21 protein-coding genes, 1 other RNA gene and 1 pseudogene are annotated in these 25,346 nt (G+C 35.2%); 2 read left to right on the top strand and 21 right to left on the bottom strand.

What is annotated here, in order from left to right:
- Nucleotides 1-54 precede the first annotated feature (54 nt).
- A complete protein-coding gene (locus MKY02_RS03715) occupies nucleotides 55-1,050 on the top strand; it encodes a DarT ssDNA thymidine ADP-ribosyltransferase family protein (RefSeq protein WP_340710639.1) in 996 nt (331 codons plus the stop codon).
- A 206-nt stretch (nucleotides 1,051-1,256) separates the two neighbouring features.
- Here the strand turns inward: MKY02_RS03715 and MKY02_RS03710 are convergent.
- From MKY02_RS03710 to MKY02_RS03610, 21 genes and pseudogenes are all read right to left on the bottom strand, one after another.
- Nucleotides 1,257-1,807, bottom strand: a pseudogene (locus tag MKY02_RS03710) (recombinase family protein).
- Nucleotides 1,808-2,703: 896 nt separating this feature from the next.
- The gene (locus MKY02_RS03705) at nucleotides 2,704-3,549 is read right to left on the bottom strand and encodes a hypothetical protein (protein ID WP_340710638.1); all 846 of its coding nucleotides are present in this window, start codon (nucleotides 3,547-3,549) and stop codon (nucleotides 2,704-2,706) included.
- Between the two features lie 420 nt (nucleotides 3,550-3,969).
- Complete coding sequence (locus MKY02_RS03700; RefSeq protein ID WP_340710636.1) at nucleotides 3,970-5,013, bottom strand: HNH endonuclease; 1,044 nt, start codon at nucleotides 5,011-5,013, stop codon at nucleotides 3,970-3,972.
- 372 nt (nucleotides 5,014-5,385) lie between these two features.
- Nucleotides 5,386-6,867, bottom strand: a complete 1,482-nt coding sequence (locus MKY02_RS03695) for a TOTE conflict system archaeo-eukaryotic primase domain-containing protein (RefSeq protein ID WP_340710635.1) — start codon at nucleotides 6,865-6,867, stop codon at nucleotides 5,386-5,388.
- Between the two features lie 217 nt (nucleotides 6,868-7,084).
- Nucleotides 7,085-7,459, bottom strand: coding sequence for a hypothetical protein (locus MKY02_RS03690; RefSeq protein WP_340710634.1), 375 nt, complete (start codon nucleotides 7,457-7,459; stop codon nucleotides 7,085-7,087).
- Between the two features lie 805 nt (nucleotides 7,460-8,264).
- Complete coding sequence (locus MKY02_RS03685) at nucleotides 8,265-9,239, bottom strand: tyrosine-type recombinase/integrase (RefSeq protein ID WP_340710632.1); 975 nt, start codon at nucleotides 9,237-9,239, stop codon at nucleotides 8,265-8,267.
- Nucleotides 9,240-9,402: 163 nt separating this feature from the next.
- Nucleotides 9,403-9,762, bottom strand: a transfer-messenger RNA (tmRNA) gene (gene ssrA / locus MKY02_RS03680).
- 178 nt (nucleotides 9,763-9,940) lie between these two features.
- Nucleotides 9,941-10,408 (bottom strand): SsrA-binding protein SmpB, encoded by a 468-nt coding sequence (smpB, locus tag MKY02_RS03675; RefSeq protein WP_038188785.1) that lies wholly within the window; start codon nucleotides 10,406-10,408, stop codon nucleotides 9,941-9,943.
- A 33-nt stretch (nucleotides 10,409-10,441) separates the two neighbouring features.
- A complete protein-coding gene (gene rnr / locus MKY02_RS03670) occupies nucleotides 10,442-12,853 on the bottom strand; it encodes a ribonuclease R (protein ID WP_076065695.1) in 2,412 nt (803 codons plus the stop codon).
- Nucleotides 12,854-12,896: 43 nt separating this feature from the next.
- Nucleotides 12,897-13,643 (bottom strand): alpha/beta hydrolase, encoded by a 747-nt coding sequence (locus MKY02_RS03665; protein WP_038188791.1) that lies wholly within the window; start codon nucleotides 13,641-13,643, stop codon nucleotides 12,897-12,899.
- A gap of 118 nt (nucleotides 13,644-13,761) precedes the next feature.
- Nucleotides 13,762-13,989, bottom strand: a complete 228-nt coding sequence (secG, locus tag MKY02_RS03660) for a preprotein translocase subunit SecG (RefSeq protein WP_038188803.1) — start codon at nucleotides 13,987-13,989, stop codon at nucleotides 13,762-13,764.
- A 244-nt stretch (nucleotides 13,990-14,233) separates the two neighbouring features.
- The gene (gene eno, locus MKY02_RS03655) at nucleotides 14,234-15,529 is read right to left on the bottom strand and encodes a phosphopyruvate hydratase (RefSeq protein WP_038188806.1); all 1,296 of its coding nucleotides are present in this window, start codon (nucleotides 15,527-15,529) and stop codon (nucleotides 14,234-14,236) included.
- Between the two features lie 20 nt (nucleotides 15,530-15,549).
- Nucleotides 15,550-17,076, bottom strand: coding sequence for a 2,3-bisphosphoglycerate-independent phosphoglycerate mutase (gene gpmI, locus MKY02_RS03650; RefSeq protein WP_038188810.1), 1,527 nt, complete (start codon nucleotides 17,074-17,076; stop codon nucleotides 15,550-15,552).
- On the bottom strand, nucleotides 17,069-17,830 hold the full coding sequence (tpiA, locus tag MKY02_RS03645) for a triose-phosphate isomerase (RefSeq protein WP_340710631.1): 762 nt from the start codon (nucleotides 17,828-17,830) through the stop codon (nucleotides 17,069-17,071). Before tpiA ends, gpmI begins: the two co-directional genes overlap by 8 nt.
- A gap of 15 nt (nucleotides 17,831-17,845) precedes the next feature.
- Nucleotides 17,846-19,030: a phosphoglycerate kinase gene (locus tag MKY02_RS03640; protein ID WP_076034482.1), complete on the bottom strand. Its 1,185-nt coding sequence runs from the start codon at nucleotides 19,028-19,030 to the stop codon at nucleotides 17,846-17,848.
- 241 nt (nucleotides 19,031-19,271) lie between these two features.
- A complete protein-coding gene (gene gap / locus MKY02_RS03635) occupies nucleotides 19,272-20,279 on the bottom strand; it encodes a type I glyceraldehyde-3-phosphate dehydrogenase (RefSeq protein WP_038188817.1) in 1,008 nt (335 codons plus the stop codon).
- Nucleotides 20,280-20,302: 23 nt separating this feature from the next.
- Nucleotides 20,303-21,331: a sugar-binding transcriptional regulator gene (locus tag MKY02_RS03630; RefSeq protein ID WP_038188820.1), complete on the bottom strand. Its 1,029-nt coding sequence runs from the start codon at nucleotides 21,329-21,331 to the stop codon at nucleotides 20,303-20,305.
- A 170-nt stretch (nucleotides 21,332-21,501) separates the two neighbouring features.
- On the bottom strand, nucleotides 21,502-21,744 hold the full coding sequence (locus tag MKY02_RS03625) for a glutaredoxin family protein (RefSeq protein ID WP_038188823.1): 243 nt from the start codon (nucleotides 21,742-21,744) through the stop codon (nucleotides 21,502-21,504).
- Between the two features lie 12 nt (nucleotides 21,745-21,756).
- Nucleotides 21,757-23,031, bottom strand: coding sequence for an RNA polymerase factor sigma-54 (rpoN, locus tag MKY02_RS03620; RefSeq protein ID WP_340710630.1), 1,275 nt, complete (start codon nucleotides 23,029-23,031; stop codon nucleotides 21,757-21,759).
- 102 nt (nucleotides 23,032-23,133) lie between these two features.
- Nucleotides 23,134-23,934, bottom strand: coding sequence for a TPM domain-containing protein (locus MKY02_RS03615; RefSeq protein ID WP_038188828.1), 801 nt, complete (start codon nucleotides 23,932-23,934; stop codon nucleotides 23,134-23,136).
- The gene (locus MKY02_RS03610; RefSeq protein WP_076065691.1) at nucleotides 23,931-24,512 is read right to left on the bottom strand and encodes a LemA family protein; all 582 of its coding nucleotides are present in this window, start codon (nucleotides 24,510-24,512) and stop codon (nucleotides 23,931-23,933) included. Before MKY02_RS03610 ends, MKY02_RS03615 begins: the two co-directional genes overlap by 4 nt.
- Nucleotides 24,513-24,684: 172 nt before the next feature.
- On the opposite strand from MKY02_RS03610, the gene MKY02_RS03605 reads away from it, so the two are divergent.
- Nucleotides 24,685-25,305, top strand: coding sequence for a spore coat protein (locus MKY02_RS03605; protein WP_038188839.1), 621 nt, complete (start codon nucleotides 24,685-24,687; stop codon nucleotides 25,303-25,305).
- Nucleotides 25,306-25,346: the final 41 nt, after the last annotated feature.

The raw sequence follows: 25,346 nt of genomic DNA, 5'->3' as shown, positions 1-25,346 counted from the left end.
TATGGTACAATTTAGTATATTTATATATATTTTTTAACGGGGGTATACGTTTCTATGAAAAGTCTTATAAGTTGTAAACAAGTTTTTAAAACTTCTGTAGTCCAAGCCCACTTAACTAATTCAAATAGATGGTGGTCTAATTATATTTTCCATTTTAGTCATATTACCAATGTTGCTTCTATACTAAATAATAGTATGCTACTTTCAAGAGAAGAACTAGAAAAATTTAGTAATTCTAATCTTAATGATAATGCAAGCCAAGAAGTCATAAATGGTACAGATGATAAATATAAAGACTATGTTCGTTTCTATTTTAGACCATTAACACCCACTCAACATCACAATGAAGGAATCAGAGCTAAAGAGGAAATTACAGAACTAGGTGCTCATTGTCCTGTTCCAATATTCTTACTTTTTAATACAATTATGCTTGACGATAAAAAATTTTTTTTCAGCTATGAAAGTTTAGCATCTCATTATGACGTTCCGCTTTATCAAGGTATGGAAGCTTTAAAAGATGCTCCCTTCAATCACATATATCACAATCAAAGTACTGTCAATCTTGATGGTTCAACTATTAGAAAAAGACGACATGCTGAAGTAGTAACTAAAAAACAATGTGATTTAAAATATTTACAAAAAATTGTTTGTAGGAATTCTGCTGAAGCTGAAACATTATTAGATTTATTAACTCCAAACGCTAAAGCTTTATACCATGATAAAATTTGCGTAATTGGGGTTGATGAATTTGATACTAAAGATTACTTTTCTTTATTTAAACCACCCCGTTTGCAAATTGTAAAGGTTTCAATTGATAATCATAGAAGTTCCATTAATTTCAATAAACCTAGTCAATCCAAATACAACTTGGAAGTAAATTGGTTAGATTTAAATGGCAATGTAATATGTCACTACATTAATAAGGACTTTACTCTACCAACTCATACTCAATCATTTAATATGTTAAAATTCCTTGAAAAAAAACAACAAGTAAGAATTATAATTAAATTAGATTCTTGTTTAGTCTACTCAAATCTATTCACTCTATAAATTTATAATTATACCTGTTAATTAAATAACAGGTATTTTTCTTTGCTCAAATAAAGGTTTTCTCATTCATTTCAAGATAATACTTGGATATTATTTCTAAACTCCTATCTATATTTTATCTGTCAATTGTCGCTGCTTTAACTGTTAATACCGATTTAATATTTACAGTGTATTGAGTCTATCAAAAGAAGACTATCTTTCCTTTTTTAATTAGTTTCATATTCCTTCATAATCTTGTAAAATGTATTCTTTTTCAATTGGAGCATTCCTGCAAACTGTACACCAGTTATGTTCTTATTCTCCCATCGGGAATAATATTCTTTAAGCATCTGGGCTGTTCTTTTGAAAGCGACTCTAAATTAAACTTTGGTCTACCTAAATGTTTCCCCTGTGCTTTTGCAATTGTAATTCCTTCTGCTTGTCTTTGTCTGATATTATTTCTTTCCCGCTCTGCAACAAATGATAACACTTGGAGTACCAATTCACTTACAAACATTCCTAATTGGTCTCTATACAGTGTTGTATCCAGTAACGGCATGTCCAAGACTCTAATATCGGCTTTAATATCTTGGGTTATTTCTTGCCATTCCTTCTTTATTTCTTTTGAATTCCTTCCGAAGCGGTCTATAGACTTAATATAAACTAATTCTCCTTCACGCAAACGAGCTTTTAATGTCTGATATTGCGGTCTATTGAAGTCTTTCCCACTCTCCTTATCAATAAAAACATCTCTTTCATCAATCCCTAAATCAAGCATTTCCTTTAATTAGCAGGATTCATTTTGGTCTCTGCTTGAAACCCTCAAATACGCATGTTTTAGTAGACATTATGTTCCATTCCTTTTCAAGATTATATTTGATATTCTTATAATATCAAAACGTTTATAAAAGCTAGCGCATTATATAAACGTTTATATTACATTTAAAAGTACTTTATAAACATACTGTAATGCCATTTGTAAAGCTCCCTAAAGGTATACCTTTTCAAACTCCGCTCTATTGCTATGTATAAAAACCTCACACCATTAAGAGGGACTGACCCAAGATGGTGTGGTTTTTTATTTTTGAAAATTGTTTATATCATCAATAAAATTCAGCCTTTTGGTCTTGGTTCATCCGACTTACTAAAAAGAAAATCCTTATTATCGGTAGTTCACGGTATAAAAATATTCTCTAACCATGAAGGTAAATTTCCTGATAATTTTTCTAAAGGATTTATTGAATAGCTCCCACTATAATCGATTAGGCTTACACTTAGATTAAAATGGTTCATTGTATTATAATCCTTTATAATTTTTATTTAACTTAGAATACAGAACAGCCATGATAGTCTCAACTGTAACAATCAAATAATAAATGACTTTTCTAAAATGGTTAAAATATGAATTTTATACATAAACGTATATAGAATCTCTTACAGATAAACTTATAAACTATCTAGGAATGAGACTTTTTAAATGATTTTATTTTTCAGGGTGAATACAAATGATTAATCAAGTTTCAACATAAAAAAAGAGAGCCTATTACTCGCTCTCATACATGAAAGATTAAACTTGTTTATCAGTCTTTCATAAAAAATTAAATGGCAAAATAGGTATAAGAAACGAACTAAAATTAATATGTAGAAGAACTATACATAAAACTCTATATATATTTAAACCGACAGTAAAGTCATTGCTTCAATTCGTTTTGCTAGACGCTCACTAAGTTCCACGGGTGTTTCCCATACAATAGTATTGGTTTGTGCAACATCGAAATGTCTATTCTCAAAATCTGCTCTACTACATGTAAAGATTACTTCTTTACCCTTCCCTTTAGCGTAACCTGCTTCATAGTAAACACCTGTTTTATGGTGCGTTAAATCCGCTATAACAAATTTCGCTTTATCAATTTCACTGAAAATCTCAGGTACTATTTGGTTATTGTGCTCCTTAGAATCAATTAATAATGGCGTTAGTCCTTCATCTTTTATGACCTTAGAAATGTATTCTCTTACTACCTTCAAATCTTCATCAAAAGACATTGCAACAAAAACAGTTGGTTTGAAATTTGGTATTTTGAACCCTTTGTTTTTTAAAGCTCTTTTAACGATGTTTTGAAGTTCTTTTAGATTATCGTTCCAAAATTCTAGCTGTGAAATACATACCATAGCAACTAAGAACTCAAAATCTTCTCTACCACTCAAAATATCCCACAATACAATATAATCACAATACTGATATCTTCCTTCAGTCATTCCATCTTTACTTTCTTTTACCTCTATACGTGCAATTGGTAAATCCAATGCATTGAAAATATCAACCACTTCAGATAACCCTACATGATAATTAAGATAATCATAATTTTCCATTCCGTACCAATCTGAAATATCTATACTTTCCCTTTCATTGTGTATTGTGAATCTATAATACTCATGCTCATTTACTACGTTAGTGCGAAATTGTTGTAAAATATCATTTTGTCCCTTATAAATCTTTAGACCTTCACGAATATCCTTCATAATTCCCTCCGCAAATTGTTATATATCACCATTATACACATATTAATGTTTCACTAGTAAAAATAATATTTCAAAAAAAGCTCTATTAATACCATTTAACCGTTCTTTTCTCACTCGATATGCCGATGGGATATTCATACGGTACATATACATTTTCAGTGAGAGAATTACCTTTATTAACACAATTCTTTGGAGTTTTCTATACATATAATTTCGTATGGTAGACGTACATTCTCGTACGAAAGAAATGCCTCTATAAACATAATTCTTGATAATTTTTTACAATCTCATACGGAAAAAATATTTTAATCCAGATTGCGGGGCAGGAGTACTATATTGACCAATTGAATTTATACAAAAAAAAAGAAAGTGCTCATCACACTCCCTAAAATGAATACGATTCACACAATCATTAAATACTTATTCATACCAACTAAATAGAATTTTCTTTGAAATTTTAATTCCACATTTTAGAAGTCTTGAAACTCTTTTTTTATAAAGCATATTTAAAGTTTCTTCTTTTTCTTCAAATACAGCATGATGCAATTTTTTATGACAAGTAACACATAAGCTAACTATATTTGCTTCAACATCAACACTAGCAGCAAATTTATCTTGAAATTCCATAGGTATTAGATGATGTGCTTCGACATAGTTCTTACCTGTAACTTTAGAAACGAAAACTTTGTGATTAGTATTTACCTCACAAAGGAAATCAGCATCTACTATTGCATTTTTACCTTTTTGCACATTTCTCTTATACTTTTCAGAGATTGCTTTATCACTCTTTAATGGTTTTTCTACTCGTATATCAACAATTTCTACTCTTTTACTCAATCTTGATAATTCATGCACTTCTATTTGATAAAGATAATCTTCTATCTCCTCTTGCTTATTTACATCCACATTTGTTTCAGCAATTAGGACTGTAGGTTCATTTAGATGTTCGATTCCCAATTTTACTCTATTTGCCTCGTACACGTTGTAACACTCTTCCAAAAAATCATTGAAATAGTCTTCTGATGGTTTAAATGTTAAGATAGCATCGTCCATTACCTTAAAATTCAATATTTCACCATTCCACACACTGTAGTCTATATTGGTATTATTAATGGGAAAACCCCATTTTTCTGAAAATTTCTTTTTGTCGTTATTCTTACCACCTAGCCATCGAAAACTTTTACATTTTATTTGTATTAATAATCCTTTTAATTCATCTTTTTCATATCTTGTATGGATGTTAATCCATACTCTAGGGTCATCTTTCCATTTTTTACTCCCTTTACTTTTTGAACCTTTCCCATGATTTATCACATATTCATCTTCATATTTGTTTGATATTATATATTTCGTTTGATTTTTATTATTTACTCCATTAATAGAGGTTACAGGATATTTATCCAAATAATCTAATATTTCCTGCTTCTTATCTTCAATTAGTTTTTCACTCAATAAACCGTTCATTTATTATCATCCTTTATAATTTTCACAAACAAAATTGCACCATTTGATTTTCCATAGATAAAATCCTTCTTATAAAATAATTGTACGTTTTTACCTATAATAGATTATTTAATATATGGGAGTGCGTAAGCAAACCCCATTACGCATTTATCTCTTGAGTATGATTGATATTCATAAATCCCATATAAGCTATAAGATTATTAATTGTAATTTTCCTTATGTTTAAAATACTAGATAACCATTTTGTTTCCCTATGGGAATATGATATTTTGTTTCTAAATCAAATGTTTACCCAGTATTTCATATGTACGTTTTTACCTATAATAGATTATTTAATATATGGGAGTGCGTAAGCAACGACATATTAATTAATTAATTTATTATCTTTACAATACTTTCATATTGTCTTCTAGGTAACATCCTATGTAAATCATTACCATCAAAGAAGTGTAGGATACAAGAATTAAATGAATGTGCATAGTTCAAGCCATTGAATTCTACTTTGAATGTAGATTTCACTTCTTTGTTGCACTCAACATTCATTTTATAAATGTTTGGTCTTTTTTCTTTTTTCCTAACCTTTCCATTCTCATCTTTCACTTGACGATTACGTTCAATAATTTCTAAAATTCCACTTTGCTCTAGTTTATTTATTAGAGTTCTTGTCGTTTTTTCAGCTAAACCGCTCGCTTCGCTCATTTGCCTATAAACCATATAAAAATGACCGTTCTTTATTGCATACCTTTTACTATGTATGAGCAAGCAATAAGCCAATAGCTTTTCGTTTTTACTATTCAATTTTAAAATCTGTCTCATTTCCTCGTAAGTGACAAATAAGTCCTTTTGTTGCACCGTTAAACTAACTTCGTTTTCATATATGTACTTGACGATTAATTGAATATCTTTAATACATTCTTCCCATTTGGTTGTATAACACCTTGTATCTTGCTCGCCCATCCATTCCACTAACGCGGTGTCACATTCCTCTTTCGTAAACCCTTGATGACGAAAGTATTTTGCTACTTTAAATAATGAATTATGTCTCATGCCTGTTCTGGTTAATCCTATATGTATCAATTTTTCAATGAATTCAATTGTTTCTTGTTCCCCTATATTTTCCTTATATATTTTTAAGGGAGTATACTTACCTTCAATGAATCCTCTTGCTTCTTCAACCTTGCTTACCTCTTCTTCCTCTAAGGTATCTCGTTCACGCTCTAAAATATTGTAAATAATCTCAACATCAATTTGTTTAATTTTTAGAATATATCGCTTATTTCGAATAGGCTTTAATCCTTGGTAATAATCTACATACCAACAACGAGGTTTACGCTTATTTTTAAAATTAATACCTAATGGAATTTTCACACCCTGTTTCATTGCATTAGGTCTGTATTCTACATCTCCATAATCAATATTTAACAAATCCGATTTATTCATTGCCATAAGATACAACTCATGCGCCATTTCGTTTTTGATTGGTTCATTGAAATATAATTCTACATGATAGCCTTTATTTCCACTTATAGAAATATGAATATGCTCACTAGATATACCCAGCTCCATTAGAACATCTACTAGACGATAAACAGTCCACTTAGCTTTACTCTTGTCCTTTACATCTACATCGAAACATATAAACTTTGTTTGATTGGTGGAAGAGAAAATACCTAATGTTGCTTTTCCATCTAAATGCCTTTGAATTACATAATCATTTAGCTTATATACCTTGTCATTTTTATAAGAGTTAAATGTTTGATATTTACCACCTTCACTTAAAATCAAATACTGATATCTCGACATAATATATAGTTCATTTATTTTATCTATTATTTCCTGGTCTTTATTGACCATAGTACTCCTCTTTTCTCTAAAAAAGATAAAGAGGTAATTCCATATGTATGTATTTATTTATGTTATATTTTTATGTTTACTTCTCGCTTAATACTTCAATTCTTTATGTTTAGGAACACCCCTTTTTAATTTTACTTCCACTACTTTCAAATCCATATCACTTGTTTTTTACTAGGATTCTCCTGAGAAAATATACTGTTCGAAGAGTGCAAAGCATTTAAATATAGTTATCATCGCTTGTTGCATATAAGATGCCAATCGCTTCATTAATTTCTCGTTCTCTATTCTTTATTTCAAGCAATACTCGTATTTCATCCTCGTGAGGGTCAATCACCTTAGGTAATTCGTACGCATCATATTCCACATATGAATCAATTGATGAACGATATTCATAATAAGCTAACTGAATATCAATCTCATTAATATCCTCCTTAATCAAACCTTTAAACTGCGGAATTTGAGATAATCGTGTTGTTAGTTCATTCGATACCTTTCTCTCTCCTTTTACCCAATCATAAACAATTTGTAAACTAATGCTAGATTCATCCACTACAACTTCCACTTGATTCATTTCCATTATTTTCATCTCCATTATTTTTTTCTCCAACTTTAAAATTCTGTTGACAACAGATATACTTTTCGTGTACTATGATAATATAGGTATATTATATTTTTAAAATAGGAGTGTTCTGATTATAGCACCTTATCTTATTTTAATCAATATATTTTTTACCCATCCCCTCTACATAGCTATAAATATATTATTTCACCCTTGCCCAATCACCTTTTCCAAATCATAATTACGTTCAACTAAACTAATCCTATCGTAATCATTTCACCACTTTCAGAATAAAAATTAGCATATACCAATCAATTAATTGTTACAGTTTTTGATTTAATTTATCGAATTTAACTCTCTAATTCTCACCAAATATTCGTCTATAAAACACCCTGATTGCAGGAATGGGAGTGCTAATAGTATTTACAAGATACTCCTACCTAACTTTTGTTAAAAGTACCCCCCATTCATCTCAATTCAAAAAACACCTCATACCAAAAGGTAATTAATTAATTAATTACCACCTACAAGAAATTTCAAATAACTAATAAGACTATCAATATATAAAAACCTAATTTTACCCACTTATTACTAAATTTATCGTTAATAACTTTAGTTTATTCTAGTAAATTATACGAACTACACCCAATCCTCCTTAAAACAAAATGCCATTGACTCGATTTTATATAAATACAAAAACCTCCTGATTTTTTTATCAAGAGGTTCATTTCAAACTGTTCATTGTTAGCAATAATCGCTAGTTGTAGCAACGGAATATTACAGGGAAATTCTAATACATTTTGAGAACATTAATCTTAACTTTAAACCGTCAAATGTTTCATAAATAATTTCGTAAATCTTTCGCAACTTCATCCACATCTAAATCTAAATATTGCGTAGTAACAGCTATATCAGAGTGCCCTAGAGCTTTACTAATAAGAGGTACACTCGCTCCCTTCTTAAGCAGATTTTTTGCATATGCCCTTCTTATAGCGTGTGCGTTAATGTTCTCAAGCCCAAAGCGTTTACTATATTTATTAAGTTGCTTTGAAATGGCATTGTTTGATGATTTGCTATTATTGAGGGGGCTGCCATTCTGTGTAATAAAGATATATCTGTTCTCTATATCATAGTAGGAGCGGATACCATTGTTCATATGAATAAGTGTCTTGAACAATTGCGCTAAATCATCATCAATTGGTAACTTTAGATTTTTGTGATTCTTCATTGCTGAACCGTCTATGTTCAAGTACATGTTATCGATGTCTATATGATGCTCCTGTAGCTCTCCAAGCGTTCTAATGCGGATGCCTGTCTTGTACATGGTTACAATAGCAACAATGTCACGGAAGCCTATAAATGTACTCTGGTCGACTAGGCTAATCAGCTTATCTATATCACCCTCCGCCGCTTCTGTTTTGACCTTCTTATCAATCTTGATTTGAATACCTGCCCAGAATTTGCGCTGTATCCATCCATTATTGTGAAAGCGAGATAACACCGCTTTAACGGATTTGAGGCGAATTAGTTTCGTCTCTCTCGAAACTTTCAATGAGTCTAAATATAAGTATATGCTATTAACAGTTATGTCCTCTATATATTTAAGCTGCGTGACTTCTGCAAACTGCCGAAAGATATATTCATAGCTGTTAATTGTTCGTTCACGATTGCCACCGACTCGCATTTGTTGAAACGCTGTATCGAGTGCATACTGAATTGTCATTGCTTCACGTTTCTTGTCATTGATGTATGTGAGTATTCCCGCTCCCTCTGGTACTTCAAATACTCCATGTTTACGATTTCTTGAACCCATACAAAAAAACCTCCTATTTGTTGTATTAGAAGGTCTTGAACAAGTAAAAATATAAGAAGAATCTCTAGGGATTAAAAAAGGGACATTCAACAGGAGTTCAACTCTCGTTCAATATCCCTAATTCTGAAAATCGTTGATATGACTGCATTTACAGCCACTTTAAATATGGAGACGGCGGGAGTCGAACCCGCGTCCAGAAACTCCAATACTCAAGCTTCTACGCGTGTATCTTGCCTATTTAGGATTCACGCATCATTAGCCAGCAAGCAGGCATCGTGAGCGCTAACTTGGGAAGCTCTTGTTACTAGCTCAAGTGGCACTAGTAACCGTATCCCACTATAAGTGAGCCTGAGCTATGCTACATGGGCGATAGAATAGACAGGCAGTTTCATCAGCTTACGCTGCGAAAGCTAAGTTGTTTTGTTGTTTGCCAGTTATTATATAACTTCCGTTGATGACGAAGCCGAGACCTCCGACGCGCAACTCAAGCTCAGACCATCCCTGTCGAATCCGTAACGTCCCCTTAATATAGGCTTTACAAGGTATTTCTACTACTTGTAGTTAAATGCCTTAGAGATCCTTATGACAATAAATGTCTTAAGGCCGTTCGGAAATACTTTTAGAAAAAGTATTTATACTGGCTTGTTTACTTTATAAATTATAAGGCAAAATTGGTGAAACTTCAAGTTTGAGCATCTCAATTAGATTTGATTTTTTGCCTTGAATGTACGTTCCATATCACGTTTTGCTTCTTTTTTACGTAGGTCATCACGTTTATCGTAGTTTTTCTTACCTTTACCGACACCGATTAATAATTTCGCATAACCGTCTTTTATGTACATTTTCAGCGGTACGATAGTATAACCGTCACGTTTAACTCTACCAATTAGCTCAGCAATTTGTCTTTTATGAAGCAATAATTTACGTGAACGTAATGGATCATGATTAAAACGATTTCCTTGTTCATATGGACTAACGTGCATGTTTGAGATCCAAGCTTCATTACCACTGACGCGGACGTATGAGTCTCTCAATTGCACTCTACCGTTACGAATTGACTTAATCTCTGTTCCTTGTAATACCATTCCTGCTTCGATCGTTTCCTCTATAAAGAAATCATGTCCTGCCTTTTTATTTTGTGCCAGAACTTTTCCTGACCCTTTAGCCATTATCATTCACCTCATTAAATAGAGGAGAAGCGACTAGCGCTTCTCTTTATTTTTCTTTTTACCATTGCTGCCTTTTTTCTTTTTAGCAATACCTTCGTAGAACTTTTTCTTTTGGCTACCACTTTTACCGGAAGCTTTACGCTCTTCCTTGCGTGTTTTACCATTCACTTTTGCACCACTTGGTTTTCGAGTTCCGCTCCCGCTTCCACTTTCGCTTCTGCCTTTTCCTCTGCCACCTCTAGTGCCCTCTTTTTTCTTCGCATGAATGACACGTGGTGCTTCTTTACGAGTACGGCCGAATTCGCGTTTCATACCGACGATTTCAAAATCAACAGCTGATTCTTCAACGTTGACAGCCTTAACTTTAATTTCTACACCATCACCAATACGGAAAATACGACCGGTACGTTCGCCAATCATCACCATTTGACGGTCGTCAAAACGGTAGTAATCATCTGTCATATTACTTATATGAACAAGACCTTCAATTGTGTTTTCTAATTCGATGAACATACCAAAGTTTGTAATTGAACTAATGATACCTTCAAATTCATCACCAATTTTATCAGCCATATATTGTGCTTTTTTCAGTGCATCTGTATCACGCTCTGCATCGACTGCACGACGTTCGCGCTCAGACGTATGCTGTGCAATTTCATCCATTATAGCATTCCAGTGTGCAATTGTAGCAGATGAAACGTCACCGTTTATTAAGTACGTACGGATCAATCTGTGAACAATTAAGTCCGGGTAACGACGGATTGGAGATGTAAAGTGTGTGTAAAACTCTGTAGATAAACCAAAGTGTCCTAAACATTCCGCACTATATTTTGCTTGTTGCATAGAACGAAGCATCATAGTCGAAATAACAGGTTCTTCAGGTAATCCATCAACTGATTCTAAAATCTCTTGTAATGCACGTGGGTGGACTGTGTTACCAGTACCTTTAATCACTAACCCAAAGTTTGTTACAAATTCAAAGAATCGTTGAAGTTTTTCTGGCTTAGGATCTTCGTGAATACGATAAATGAAAGGTACATCCATCCATTTGAAATGTTCTGCAACTGTCTCATTGGCTGCTAACATAAACTCTTCGATTAGACGCTCTGCGACTGTACGTTCACGTAATACAACATCTGTAGGCCAACCATTTTCATCTACCAGTACTTGAGATTCTTTAAAGTCAAAGTCTACAGCACCACGATCCATACGTTTATTGCGTAGAATTTGCGCTAATTCACCCATATCCTTAAACATAGGAACAAGATTTGCATAACGTTCTTTTAACTCTTCATCATCTTCTTCTAAAATCTTATAAACATCTGTATAAGTCATACGCTCAGTCGTATTAATGACACTTTGGAAAATTTCGTGTCCTATTACTTCGCCACTACCATTAATCGTCATCTCACAAGATAACGTTAGTCGGTCAACTTGTGGATTTAATGAACAAATACCGTTTGATAGACGATGCGGAATCATCGGAATAACGCGGTCTGTTAAATACACACTAGTAGCACGATCATACGCTTCTTCATCAAGATCTGAACCCTCTGTTACATAGTAGCTTACGTCAGCGATATGGACGCCTAGCTTATACGTACCATCATCATTTTTTGTCACAGTAACAGCATCATCTAAATCTTTTGCAGTTTCACCGTCAATTGTGACAATCATTTGATCACGTAAATCAATACGACCTTCTAAATCTGCTTGTGTTACTTCATCAGGAATAGCTGATGCAGCATCAATCACTTCTTTTGGGAAGTCGATAGCGATACCATGTTTATGGATAATCGATAAGATATCAACACCTGGGTCATTTTTGTGACCTAAAATTTGCGTTACAATTCCTGTTGCTGAACGATTATCATCAGGCCATCCAGTAATTTCAATGACTACTTTATGGCCGTCCATCGCGCCGAGAGTGTCTCCTTTTGCGATAAAGAAATCGATTGATAATTTCTTATCATCTGGTACTACAAAGCCAAAACCACGATTTGCTTGAAAGACGCCGACAACCTTCGTTGTTCCTCTTTCTACAATTTGAATGATTTTACCTTCTCGTCGATCTCCAGAAGTTGTTTTAGATACACGGATTAATACCGTATCACCATTTAATGCACCATTAAGGGCATCTGGCGGTATAAACACATCATCCATTCCTGCTTCTTCAGGTGCAACAAAGCCAAACCCCTTTGCATGACCGATGAAGCGTCCTTTTAACAAATTCATACGATCTGGCGTACCATAACGATTCGTATTAGAACGTACTACCTGCCCTTGCTGTTCCATTCTTACTAGTGTTTTCACTAGTTCTTTAAATTCATCCGCATCTTTAAAACCAAATTGTTGTTCCAATTCGGCAACAGTAAGCGGCTTATATTGTTCTTCCTTCATGAAACTTAATAATCGTTCTTGTAATGATAATTCTTGATTGTTCATCTTTCTTCCCTCCTTCTAATAGCGTTTGCGAAGAATGCCATTTTTACTCTTGCCAATCGAGTTTTTCTAAAAAAGCATATATATCTTCATGTAATTGTTTTTTCTCTTTGTCAAGAGTAATAACGTGCCCAGACTCTTTATACCATTTTATAGCTTTATCATTGGACTCCACCTGATCATAAATGATTTGTGCTGAATTTTTATCAATCACGTCATCTAATAATCCTTGGGCAACGAATATTGGAGCATAGATTAGATCAATCTGATTACGAACCTGATAAACAAGTTCTCGTAATTCTGAAAGTGAAGGCATCCCTTGTTGCTTCAGTTCAGATATCTCTTGCTCGATTTCATCTGGTTTTTTTCCAATAAACTTTTTAAAGTCACGTGCATATTTCAACACACCTTCGAACATTAAATCCGTAGTGTGCATTGACATTGGTGCACACATTGTCGCAATCCCCTTAATAGGTAGTGTATACCCTAAACGCAGTGAAAATACACCACCTAAAGATAAACCAGCAACTGCAATTTCTTCATAACCAGCTTCTTTTAAAGTATTATATCCCTGTAGAACGTCTTCCCACCAATCTGATGGTCTTGTATGGATTAGTTCCTCTGGTGGTACACCGTGGCCTTTATAATGAGGAGCAAACGTAGTATAGCCCTTTTTCTCCAAAAATCTCCCTAACATTCGCACATCAGAAGAATTCCCAGTAAATCCATGCAACAGTAAAACTGCACGTGGACCTGCTTTAAAAAAGAAAGGCTGTGACATTAAAACTTCCATGAAGCAAACCTCCATTAATAATACAATTCATGTATGTAAGTGTTCTATTATTAATTATATGCTTTTATAAAAGAAAACGCCTAACCATATGGTGGTCAGGCGGTTCAAATATCGCTCATTAAATTTTCGCAATAGCTAAAGCTAGTACAAAAAATAAAATTGATAATACTACCGTAATGCGGTGCAAAATAAGGTCCATGCCTCGAGCTTTTTGCTTACCAAAAAGTTGCTCAGCTCCACCAGAGATGGCTCCCGAAAGACCTGCACTTTTACTTGATTGTAATAATACTAAGACAACTAATGCAAGAGAAACAATGATTAATAGTGTCATAATCACAGTATGCATATGTTCCACCTCCTGATTCGAAACATCACAACAGTCTTATCTTACCAAAAACTGTACGTAATGACAACGTTGTTCTAATTCAATCATGCTATGTAGCCTGTATATAGACTAGCGCTTAAGTTATATTCTAACATTTCCATACAATTTTGACGACTACCTTATGAAAAAATAGAGCTATTTCTACTGTCCTAATTGCGACAGTGAAATAGCTCTCTGTTATTTAGGGCTTAAGTAAATTTCTAACTTATTTTTTTAAGTTGTAGAAAGATTTTAAGCCATTATATCTTGCTGTTGAGTGTAGTTGATCTTCGATGCGAAGTAATTGGTTATATTTCGCAACGCGGTCAGTACGTGAAGGTGCACCTGTTTTGATTTGACCAGCATTTACAGCTACTGCGATGTCAGCAATAGTTGCATCTTCAGATTCACCTGAGCGGTGAGAGATAACAGCTGTGTAGCCTGCTTGTTTAGCCATTTCAATAGCATCTAAAGTTTCTGTTAAAGTACCAATTTGGTTAACTTTAATTAGGATTGAGTTACCAACGCCTTCTTCGATACCACGTGATAATTTTTTCGTATTTGTTACGAATAAGTCATCACCAACAAGTTGTACTTTCTCTCCAATACGTTCTGTTAATAATTTATGACCAGCCCAGTCATTTTCATCTAAGCCGTCTTCAATTGAGATGATTGGATATTTATTTGTCATTTCTTCGTACCATGCAACCATCTCTTCAGAAGTTTTAACAACACCTTCACCATCTAAGTGGTATTTACCATCTTCTTTGCTGTAAAGTTCAGAAGATGCAACGTCCATTGCTAAGAATACTTCTTCTCCTGGTTTGTAACCAGCGCGTTCGATTGCTGTCATAATTGTAGCAAGTGCTTCCTCGTTAGAAGAAAGGTTTGGCGCGAAGCCACCTTCATCACCCACTGCAGTATTATGTCCAGATTCTTTTAATACAGCTTTTAAGTTGTGGAAGATTTCAGTACCCATACGTAATGCGTGACGGAAAGATTCAGCGCCTACAGGCATTACCATAAATTCTTGAATATCTACGTTGTTATCAGCGTGTTCGCCACCATTTAAAATGTTCATCATCGGTACTGGCAATTGTTTTGCATTCACACCACCGATATATTGATAAAGAGGAACTCCTAAATAATCTGCTGCTGCATGTGCAACTGCTAAAGATACACCAAGAATAGCATTTGCTCCAAGTTTACCTTTGTTTTCAGTACCATCTAATTCAATCATGCTGTTATCAATTGATACTTGATCAAGTACAGCATAGTTACCGATTAATTCAGGTGCAATGACGTTATTTACATTATCAACTGCTTTTAAAACACCTTTTCCAAGGTAGCGACCTTTATCGCCATCGCGCAATTCTACTGCTTCATATTCCCCTGTAGATGCACCAGATGGTACGATTGCACGACCAAATGCACCGCTTTCTGTGAATACTTCTACTTCTATTGTTGGGTTACCGCGTGAATCTAATACTTCACGAGCTTGTACGTCTGTAATAATTGGCATTGTTTTAACTCTCCTCAGTTTTAAAATAATGGTTTTCCTGTCATTTCAAGTGGTTGTTCCACTCCAAGTAATTTTAACATGGTTGGAGCCAAATCGGCTAAAATTCCACCATCTCGTAAAACGATATTCTCTTTTGTGACGATTACTGGAACAGGGTTTGTTGTATGAGCTGTCATCGGTTGACCTTCCAAAGTAGTAACCTCGTCAGAATTCCCATGATCAGCAGTTACAATTGCTGCGCCGCCTTTTGCAATGATTGCATCTACAATTTTACCTAAACACTCATCAACGACTTCAATTGCCTTAATCGTTGGTTCTAGCATACCGCTATGTCCAACCATGTCAGGATTAGCAAAGTTGAGAATAATGCCATCAAATGCATCAGATTCAATCGCTGCTAGCAATGCATCAGTTACTTCATAAGCGCTCATTTCAGGTTTTAAATCGTATGTCGCTACTTTTGGCGAGTTTATCAAAATACGCTCTTCACCTGCAAATTTCTCTTCACGTCCACCACTCATAAAGAATGTGACATGAGGATACTTCTCAGTTTCAGCAATACGCAGTTGAGTTAAACCTTCATTTGCTATGACTTCGCCAATAGTATTGACCAAGTTATCATTTTCAAACGCAACCTTAGCATTTACTTCATCACTATAATGCTTGAACGTTACATATACGATATCAGTAGGATGTTTTCCACTTAATTCAAAACCACTAAATGCAGGATTCGTAAATGCTTTTGAAAGTTCAATCGCTCGGTCAGGGCGGAAGTTGAAGAAAATGACTGAATCATTTGATTCAATCGTTGCAACAGGTTTGCCGTTTTCTTTCACGACAAAAGGTACAACAAATTCATCTTTAATATCTTTTGCATATGAATTTTGCACACCAGTTTTTGCAGAACTTGCTTCTTCTCCTTTAGCATCGACAAGTGCTTGATACACTTTTTCTATACGATCCCAACGATTGTCACGATCCATTGCATAGTAACGGCCACTAATTGATGCAAATTTCCCTACACCGATTTCAGCTATTTGACGTTCAGTTTCTTCAATATAAGAAACTGCTGATGTTGGTGCTACGTCACGACCATCTAAGAAACCATGAATATAAACTTCATCTAAACCATATTTCTTAGCTAGCTTTAATAGCGCGAATAAGTGCTCATAATGACTATGTACACCGCCATCAGAAAGTAAGCCCATTAAATGTAGTTTTGTATTATTCTCTTTTGCATGTTTTACTGCTTGCACTAATGCATCGTTTTCGAAGAAGTCACCATCTTTAATAGACTTGTGGATTCTCGTTAAACTTTGATACACAATACGACCAGCACCAATATTCAAATGGCCAACCTCTGAGTTACCCATTTGGCCATCTGGTAATCCGACTGCTTCACCTGAAGCAATTAGAGTTGAGTGAGGGTACGTATTCCATAAACGATCGAATGTTGGTTTTTTCGCTTGTGCTACAGCATTTCCGAACACTTCACTACGTAAACCTAAACCGTCTAAAATAATAAGTGCTACAGGTTTTTTAGGCATTTGCGCCCGCCTCCAAAAGTTTCAAATATGAATCTGATTGTAAGCTTGCTCCACCTACAAGAGCCCCGTCAATATGCTCCATTGTTAGTAGTTCCACAATATTTTCAGGTTTCACACTTCCACCATATTGAATGCGAATTGCAGCAGCAGCTTCTGCGCCAGCAATTTCTTCAACAGTAGCACGAATCGCTCCACAAACTTCATTTGCATCTTCTGCAGTTGCCGTTTTACCTGTACCGATTGCCCAAATTGGTTCATAAGCGATAACAGTTTGTTTTACTTGCTCTGTTGATAATCCTTCAAGCGCTACACGTACTTGACCAGCTACTTTTTTAACTGTATTTCCAGCTTCACGCTCTTCTAGAGTTTCACCAACACATACAATTGGAGTTAAGCTATATTCAAATGCTGCATGAGCTTTTTTGTTAACTGCTGCATCCGTTTCGTTATAATACTCACGGCGCTCAGAGTGGCCTAAAACTACATAAGAAACAGCAATGTCTGATAGTTGAGAAGGACTTACTTCACCTGTAAAGGCGCCCTCTTTTTCAAAGTGCATTGTTTGAGCACCAATCGCCATATTAGAGCCTTTAGCTTGTTCGACAAGTGTTGGCAAAAATAAAGCTGGAGCGCAAATAACTGAGTCCACTTTTTCTTTGTTTGGGATTGATGATTTTACTGCCTCTACAAATTCTACAGCTTCGCTTAAGTGTTTATACATTTTCCAGTTACCTGCAATAATTGGTTTACGCATGTGAATCATCCTCCATTATTTATCGTTTAATGCGACAACGCCTGGTAGGGCTTTGCCTTCCATAAATTCAAGTGATGCACCGCCACCTGTTGAGATGTGGTTCATCTTATCTGCTACATGGAATTTTTCGACTGCTGCGGCTGAATCTCCTCCACCGATAATAGTGTAGGCATCAGTATCTGCCATAGCTTGTGCCACACCCATTGTTCCGTTCGCAAAAGCGTCCATTTCAAATACACCCATTGGTCCATTCCAAATAACTAACTTAGAGTTTTTAATAACATCTGCATAGTTTGCTGTTGTTTTAGGACCAATATCAAGCCCCATCCAATCAGAAGGAATTTGATCGATATCAACTACTTTTGTATTTGCGTCTTTAGAGAATGTATCCGCAACTACTACATCGACAGGCATATGCAATTTCACACCTTTAGCTTGCGCTTTTTCGATGAATGATTTAGCTAACTCAATTTTATCTTCTTCTAGTAAAGATTGTCCGATATCATAACCTTGTGCTTTAGAGAAGGTATACGACAGACCGCCACCAATGATTAAGTGATCTACTTTTTCTAAAAGATTTTCAATTACACCAATCTTGTCTTTTACTTTCGCTCCGCCAATAATCGCCGTGAATGGACGTTCTGGAGTAGATAAAGCTTTACCTAATACATCAAGCTCTTTCTCCATTAATAAGCCCGAAACAGATGGGATATATTCAGCGATTCCCGCAGTCGTTGCATGTGCACGGTGAGCTGCTCCAAATGCATCGTTCACATAAATATCTGCTAATTTAGCAAAGCTTGCTGCAAGGTCGGCATCATTTTTTTCTTCTCCAGCATGGAAACGAACGTTTTCAAGTAATACAACGTCACCATTTTCCATTTCTGCTACCGTTTTTTCTACCGTTTCACCAATTGATTCGTCTAATTTTGTAACAGGTTTTCCTAGCAATTCAGCTAGGTGTTTACCAACTGCAGTTAGACGTAACTCTTCTTTCACTTCACCTTTTGGACGTCCAAGATGACTAGCTAAAATTACTTTAGCACCTTTTTCAACTAGGCTAGAAATTGTAGGAAGTGCTGCTCTAATACGAGTGTCGTCGGTGATTTTACCATCTTCCATAGGCACATTAAAATCTACGCGCACAAAAACACGCTTTCCGTTTACTTCTACATCATTCATCGTCTTCTTCTGATACATGAAGAGAGCCTCCTCCAATTGTTTATATTGCTTTTCCAACTATGTGAAACAAGCATCTTATTTATAATTTTTTGATAATACAATAGGCTATTCGACAATACCTTCGAAAAATTCATTCCAATAGTACTAGTAGGCAAGCGCTTACTCTTTATAGGAATAAAAGAAGGAGAAGAGTAAACCCTTCTCCTTTTACCCTAATACATTATAAACGCTCGGGTTCATAAAGGCTACGGTTTTTCTATTACAAACCTTGATCGTACATGTAAAGCGCTAAGTCGATACAACGAGCAGAATATCCTGACTCATTGTCATACCAAGATAGTACTTTAACTAGGTTATCTTCAAGGACCATTGTTGATAAGCTATCAATTGTTGATGATGCTTTATTACCATTATAATCAATTGAAACTAGTGGTAAATCTGTGAAATTTAAAATACCTTTTAGTTCGTTTTCTGAAGCTTCTTTTAATACAGCATTAATTTCTTCTACTGATACCGATTTGTCTAATTCAGCTACTAAGTCAACTAAAGATACATTAGGAGTTGGTACGCGTACAGCCATACCGTCTAGTTTGCCTTTTAAATTAGGTAAAACTTTTGCAACTGCTACTGCAGCACCTGTTGTTGTAGGAATCATTGATTCACCAGCTGCACGTGCACGACGGTAATCAGAATGTGGTAAGTCTAAAATGCGTTGGTCATTTGTATATGAGTGAATTGTAGTCATCATTCCACGTTTAATACCAAACTTCTCATCTAATACTTTTGCTACTGGTGCTAAGCAGTTTGTAGTACAAGATGCATTTGAAACAACATTATGCTCTGAAGCATTGTATTCTTTATGGTTTACACCCATAACAAATGTTGGCATACTACCTTTACCCGGTGCAGAAACGATAACTTTTTTAGCACCTGCTTCAAGATGTTTGCTTGCTAATTCTGTTTTAACAAAATGTCCTGTAGACTCGATAACAATATCGACTCCAAGTTCTTTCCAAGGTAAAACTGCTGGATCTTTTTCAGCATAAACACGTACTCTCTTACCATTAACAATTAGGTATTCGCCTTCAGAAGATACTTCTGCATCTAAAATACCGTGTACGGAATCATATTTTAACAAATGAGCTAACATCGCTGCGTCTGTTAAATCGTTTACTGCTACTACCTCAATATTCTCATGCTGTACCGCATTTCGAAATACTAATCGTCCAATACGTCCAAATCCGTTAATAGCTAATTTTAAAGTCATGTTCTATTCCTCCATTTTTGTAATTACTTAAGTAATTTAATCATTTCTTCTGCTGCGCCTAAATCCGTAATAAGAATAGTTTGCGCTGCAGGGTTTTTAATATACGAAAGAATTGCTTTAGCCTTTGAAGTTCCTCCCGCTACAGCTAAAATAGACGGGCATTTGTGAACTTGTTCCAGCTGGATACCAACAGTACGAATTCTATGTACTGCTTTACCCGTTTCATCAAAATAATAACCAAAAGCTTCACCGACTGCTCCAAAACTTTGTAGCGCTTGTAAATCTTCAGGTGATGAATTTCTGCGAACAGCCATTTCCTCTGCAGAACCGATACCATGTATGACAATATCAGTCTGTTCATATAGATCCATCATTTCTCTCACAATAGGTTCTTGCATCATTGTAGAATAAGCATTTTCACTTAAATATTCCGGTAAATACAACGTACGATAAGTACCACCTGTTTTACTAGCAAATACAGATGCAATGGTGTTTGCTTGTAACTGCATTTCTTCACCAATACCGCCTCTAGCTGCTATAAACTGTAATTGTGAAAATTTATTCGATGGAGTTAAACTTTCAGCAATTGCACTAACAGTACTTCCACCAGTGACAGCTACAGTTTTTTTACCATTCGCTAGACGTTCTAGCTCATTCGCAGCTTCCGTACCCATTAATGTTTTGACAGAAGGCTCAATATCATTATTGCCCGGTACAATGATTACTTTTTGAATTTTGAATTGTCTTGTGAGTATAGTTTCTAATGATGATATTCCTGACCATTCATGTACGAGAGATTTTAGTTTACTGAGTACATGTTGCCCACTATCCGAAATACTCATACCTAAACGGCTCGTAAATATCAATCCTTGCTCATTTAACAAATCAGTTTCCTTACGCACTTCACGCTCAGTAACTGATAGCTGCTCAGCTAATGCTCTACGGCCAATCGGACCCATCATCTGAATCGTTTGAAGAAGTCGATATCTGATTTGAAGGATGTCTGACATTTCGGGTAGTAATTTTAATTGTGCCTCCGATAATGTATACATATTATTACGTCCTCCATCAGCGGTGGGTTAATTATTGTCCCACTGGTTATAATTTTGTCCCACTTGGGGTAAAAAAATTTATTTCCTGCACATAGTATACAATTGCCTTTCAAAATTCGCAACTAAAAAGTGAATTATAAATCAACTTTTTTTGCTAAAAAAGAGGGTAACTACCCCTCTTCAATAGCTAATCCCTCTAATAAAGTTACATAATCGAGCAATCCATATTGAACAATTTCTCCGTTCTTTTCAACAACCGGTATCATTAACATAAATCGCTCATGCAATGAATCATCTGTTTCAATATTAATTTCTTCTATTGTAAACGGAACATCTTCTTGTACTATCTTTAATAGTTCTATCCCTTCTTCACAAAGCCCACAACCCGGACGACTATAATATTTAATGTTCATCTACTCACCTCATTACTCAAACCTTTTTCGTTTCGTTGAAGCAAGTATACCTAATTGCTCCCGATACTTCGCTATGACACGTCTTGATAATACCCATCCCTGTTGCTCGAGCAAACTTTTTATTGCTTGATCAGATAATGGCTTTGTTTTATCTTCAGCTTGAATTAATTGTTGTAACTGTGTTTTGACACGATCTACAGAAACATCTTCGTCCTTGACCATCGTTGACCGCTGTGAAAAAAATCTACGTAATGGTAATGTACCCAATGCAGTATGAATATATTTTTCTTTAATTGTCCTGCTAATCGTCGACTCATGTAACTCTAGCTTTGTAGCTAATTCTGTCATTGTGTAAGGAACAATGGCGTCGTAGCCTTTTGAAAAAAATGCTGATTGCTTTTTAACGATTTCTTGAATAACTAGGCGCAGAGTTTCTTTTCTTAGCAATAATTGCTTATCTATAATACGTACCTGTTCCTTCATTCCATTAATATAAGCAAATGAATCTTGATCTCCCTGGATTTGCTTAACATACTCTTCATCTAACTCGACAGAAGGAAATGCTTCTTTGGAATATCGTATTAACAATTTACCATTTTCCATAAAAACGTCTGCTTCTGAAATTATATATTCTGTTTTAGGTGTTCTTAAATAGTCTATAGGTGATGGATTCAACGTACTAATTGCATCAGCTGCTTGTTGGATTTGTTTTAAAGAATAGTTAGAAATACGCCCTAACTCCTGCCACCTTTTCTCAATAAATAATGTGTAATAATTGGATAAAATATTGCAAACGACCTCATCCATTTGCCCTTTTTCTGCTTGTAATAATAAACATTTCGACATCGAACAAGCGCCAATGCCAGTTGGTTCGCACTGTAATATGTATTGTCTAGCCTGTTTTATAGTAGGAATATTCAGACCTAGCCATTTAGAATATTCTTCATCTGTACTTGTTAAGAAGCCAAAATCATCTAAATCATTAATTAACCAATTGATAGCTTTTTTACATTCAGGAGATAAGGATTGGTTTAATAACTGATCCATAATAGAACTTTGAATTGAATCTGATTCTGCTGACGCTGTCCATTCTGCCCAATCTTTAGTTTGTTGATTCTTTGATGATTTTACTTTTATTTTTAAAAAGGGATTTTCCACTTGTTTTTCTTGTAGAAAAGCGTGTAATTCTTCAGAGGAATATTGCAGTAAATCTAATGATTGCCGCATTTCCTGCGTTAGCGCTAGCTTTTGAATTTGTGTTTGCGATTGCTCAAAGCGAAATGACATTTCTCAACACCCCCACCTCAATTATAAAGTTTATGCGATGAGCATGCCAATCGAAAACTCATATACAAAAAATGGTTCCGCAATTTTGCGAAACCATTTCATCTACCATTTACGCCCTGCTCCTCCACCAGCTGATGAGCCTCCACCACCGTTGAATCCACCAAAACTTCTGCCACTAGATCTACCACTACCACCGGAATTAAAACTCCCCCAGCCACCACCATAATCATATATACTTCTTCGGCGACCTCGTGAACCACCAGATCCACCTCCACCTTTTGAAAACATACTATATACGATTAAAAAAAGGATAACGATGATAACAATCGTTATTGGCGATAAGCCTTCTTCTTCAGGCTTTACAGGATTGTCTACTGTCCCATCCCAGTTATATTCCTCTGCAACGATATTATATATAAGTTTATATGCAGAACTAAAGGCGGCGTCATAATTTCCAGCTTTTAAATTCGGTACCATATATTCATCTAAAATCCGTCCAATTTTAGCATCAGGTAATGCGCCTTCCAGACCTTGACCAACAGTAATATGTAAATCCCGATCACCTTCAGCGTCACCAAAGCTTGCTAAAATAAGCACGCCATTATTCTTTTCTTTGCTTCCAATTCCCCATGCACGCACAATTTTTGTACCATACGATGCAGCATCCAAACCACCTAAAGTATCTACAGTTAAAATATAAATTTGTGCACCGGTTGCAATCTCTAGATTTTTGGATAGCTCATTCAATTCTTCTTTGGTGTCTTTTGATACAACATTTGCAAAATCCTGTACGTACCCATCCTGCTCAGGTTTCGGTAAACTTGCGGCTTGAGTCGTTGCAGAAGTTATAAAAAATAACCCCAAAGTAAATAATACACCTAGTACAAGAGTGATTTTTTTCATTTTGAATCATTTCCACCAAAGTCTACTGCTGGAGCATCTTTGGCATTAGGATTTGCTTTAAAATATTCTTTTTTCTCAAAATTGAACATTCCAGCAATAAGGTTCCCTGGAAATGCTCTTCTTAATTTATTATAACTATTTACCTCTTCATTATAATCTTCACGCGCGACAGCAATACGATTTTCCGTTCCAGAGAGTTCATCCATCAATTGACGGAAATTCGCGTCTGCTTTTAAGTCAGGATACTTTTCTACAACAACTAATAATCGATTTAATGCACCAGTCAATTCATCATTTGCGATAGCTTGATCTTGTGGTGTATTCGCCCCAGCTAATTTCGATCGAGATTCAGCAATGTCCGTCATAATCTCTTTTTCATGATTTGCATATCCTTTAACTGTATTCACTAAATTAGGTATTAAATCTAAACGTCTTTGTAATTGATTTTCAATTTGAGCATACTTCGAATCCACTTGCTCATCCGCATTCACTAACTTGTTATAGCGTGGCACAATCATCATCGCTAAAACACCAATAATTACGGCAATTATTATTAAGGGTGTGACCAATTTTTTCAAAATGAAAGACCTCCTCATTTTTTAATTATTCTTCCCTTACTTCCTTATGAAAAAACATACGACTTATTATACGCTTCAAACATTTGGAAGTTTCATTTTCATCGTATAATGTTTTGCTTTAAATCCATACTACAGTTGCGGTAAACGCTATTTCATTAAGGAGGCCAAACAATTGACTAATAACCAATTTGGACAAACTGAATCCGGTAATATGTATCAACCACAGTCTGCGATGATGAACCATGGTGGCCACGAAGTTTTAGATATGCACGAAACATTATCTGAAACAGTTGCTATGCTTAATCACGCTGTACTTTTGCGTCCACACGTACAAGACCCAGAATTACTGGATATTTTAGACCGCCAGTACAATTTCAGCTTAGATGAGTACAATATTACAGTTGAGTCATTTAGGACAGGACGTGACCCATCTCACCCGACTGGTAGTTATCAGATGAAACTTAACCATGATTTCATCTACGGGTTAGAACCATCTCAACCAAAAAAGCCAATGTCAAACGCTTCTGAGCTGAATGACGAAATGATTTCAGGTTACTTACTAGGTGGGCATAAACAGCTCGCTTCATGTAAGGTAACGACTGCCCTCGAAACAACTAACCCGGTGGTAAGACGTGTACTAGCCGATTCAGTACCGAACTGTATTGAAATGGCTTACGAATTATCCCTGTATCAAAACAAACATAAATATTATCAAGTACCTCAATTAGATGGAAAAGATATGCAAGAGTTATTAAATGCTTTTGCCCCCGCTCCAAATTCCCGCCTACAATAACAAAAAAACGCTCAGTTATGACTTTACGTCATGACTGAGCG

The sequence above is a fragment of the Viridibacillus sp. FSL R5-0888 genome (genome assembly GCF_038009105.1).
GTDB classification, from domain to species: Bacteria; Bacillota; Bacilli; order Bacillales_A; family Planococcaceae; genus Viridibacillus; species Viridibacillus arenosi.
This window is presented reverse-complemented; position numbering and strand designations above follow the sequence as displayed.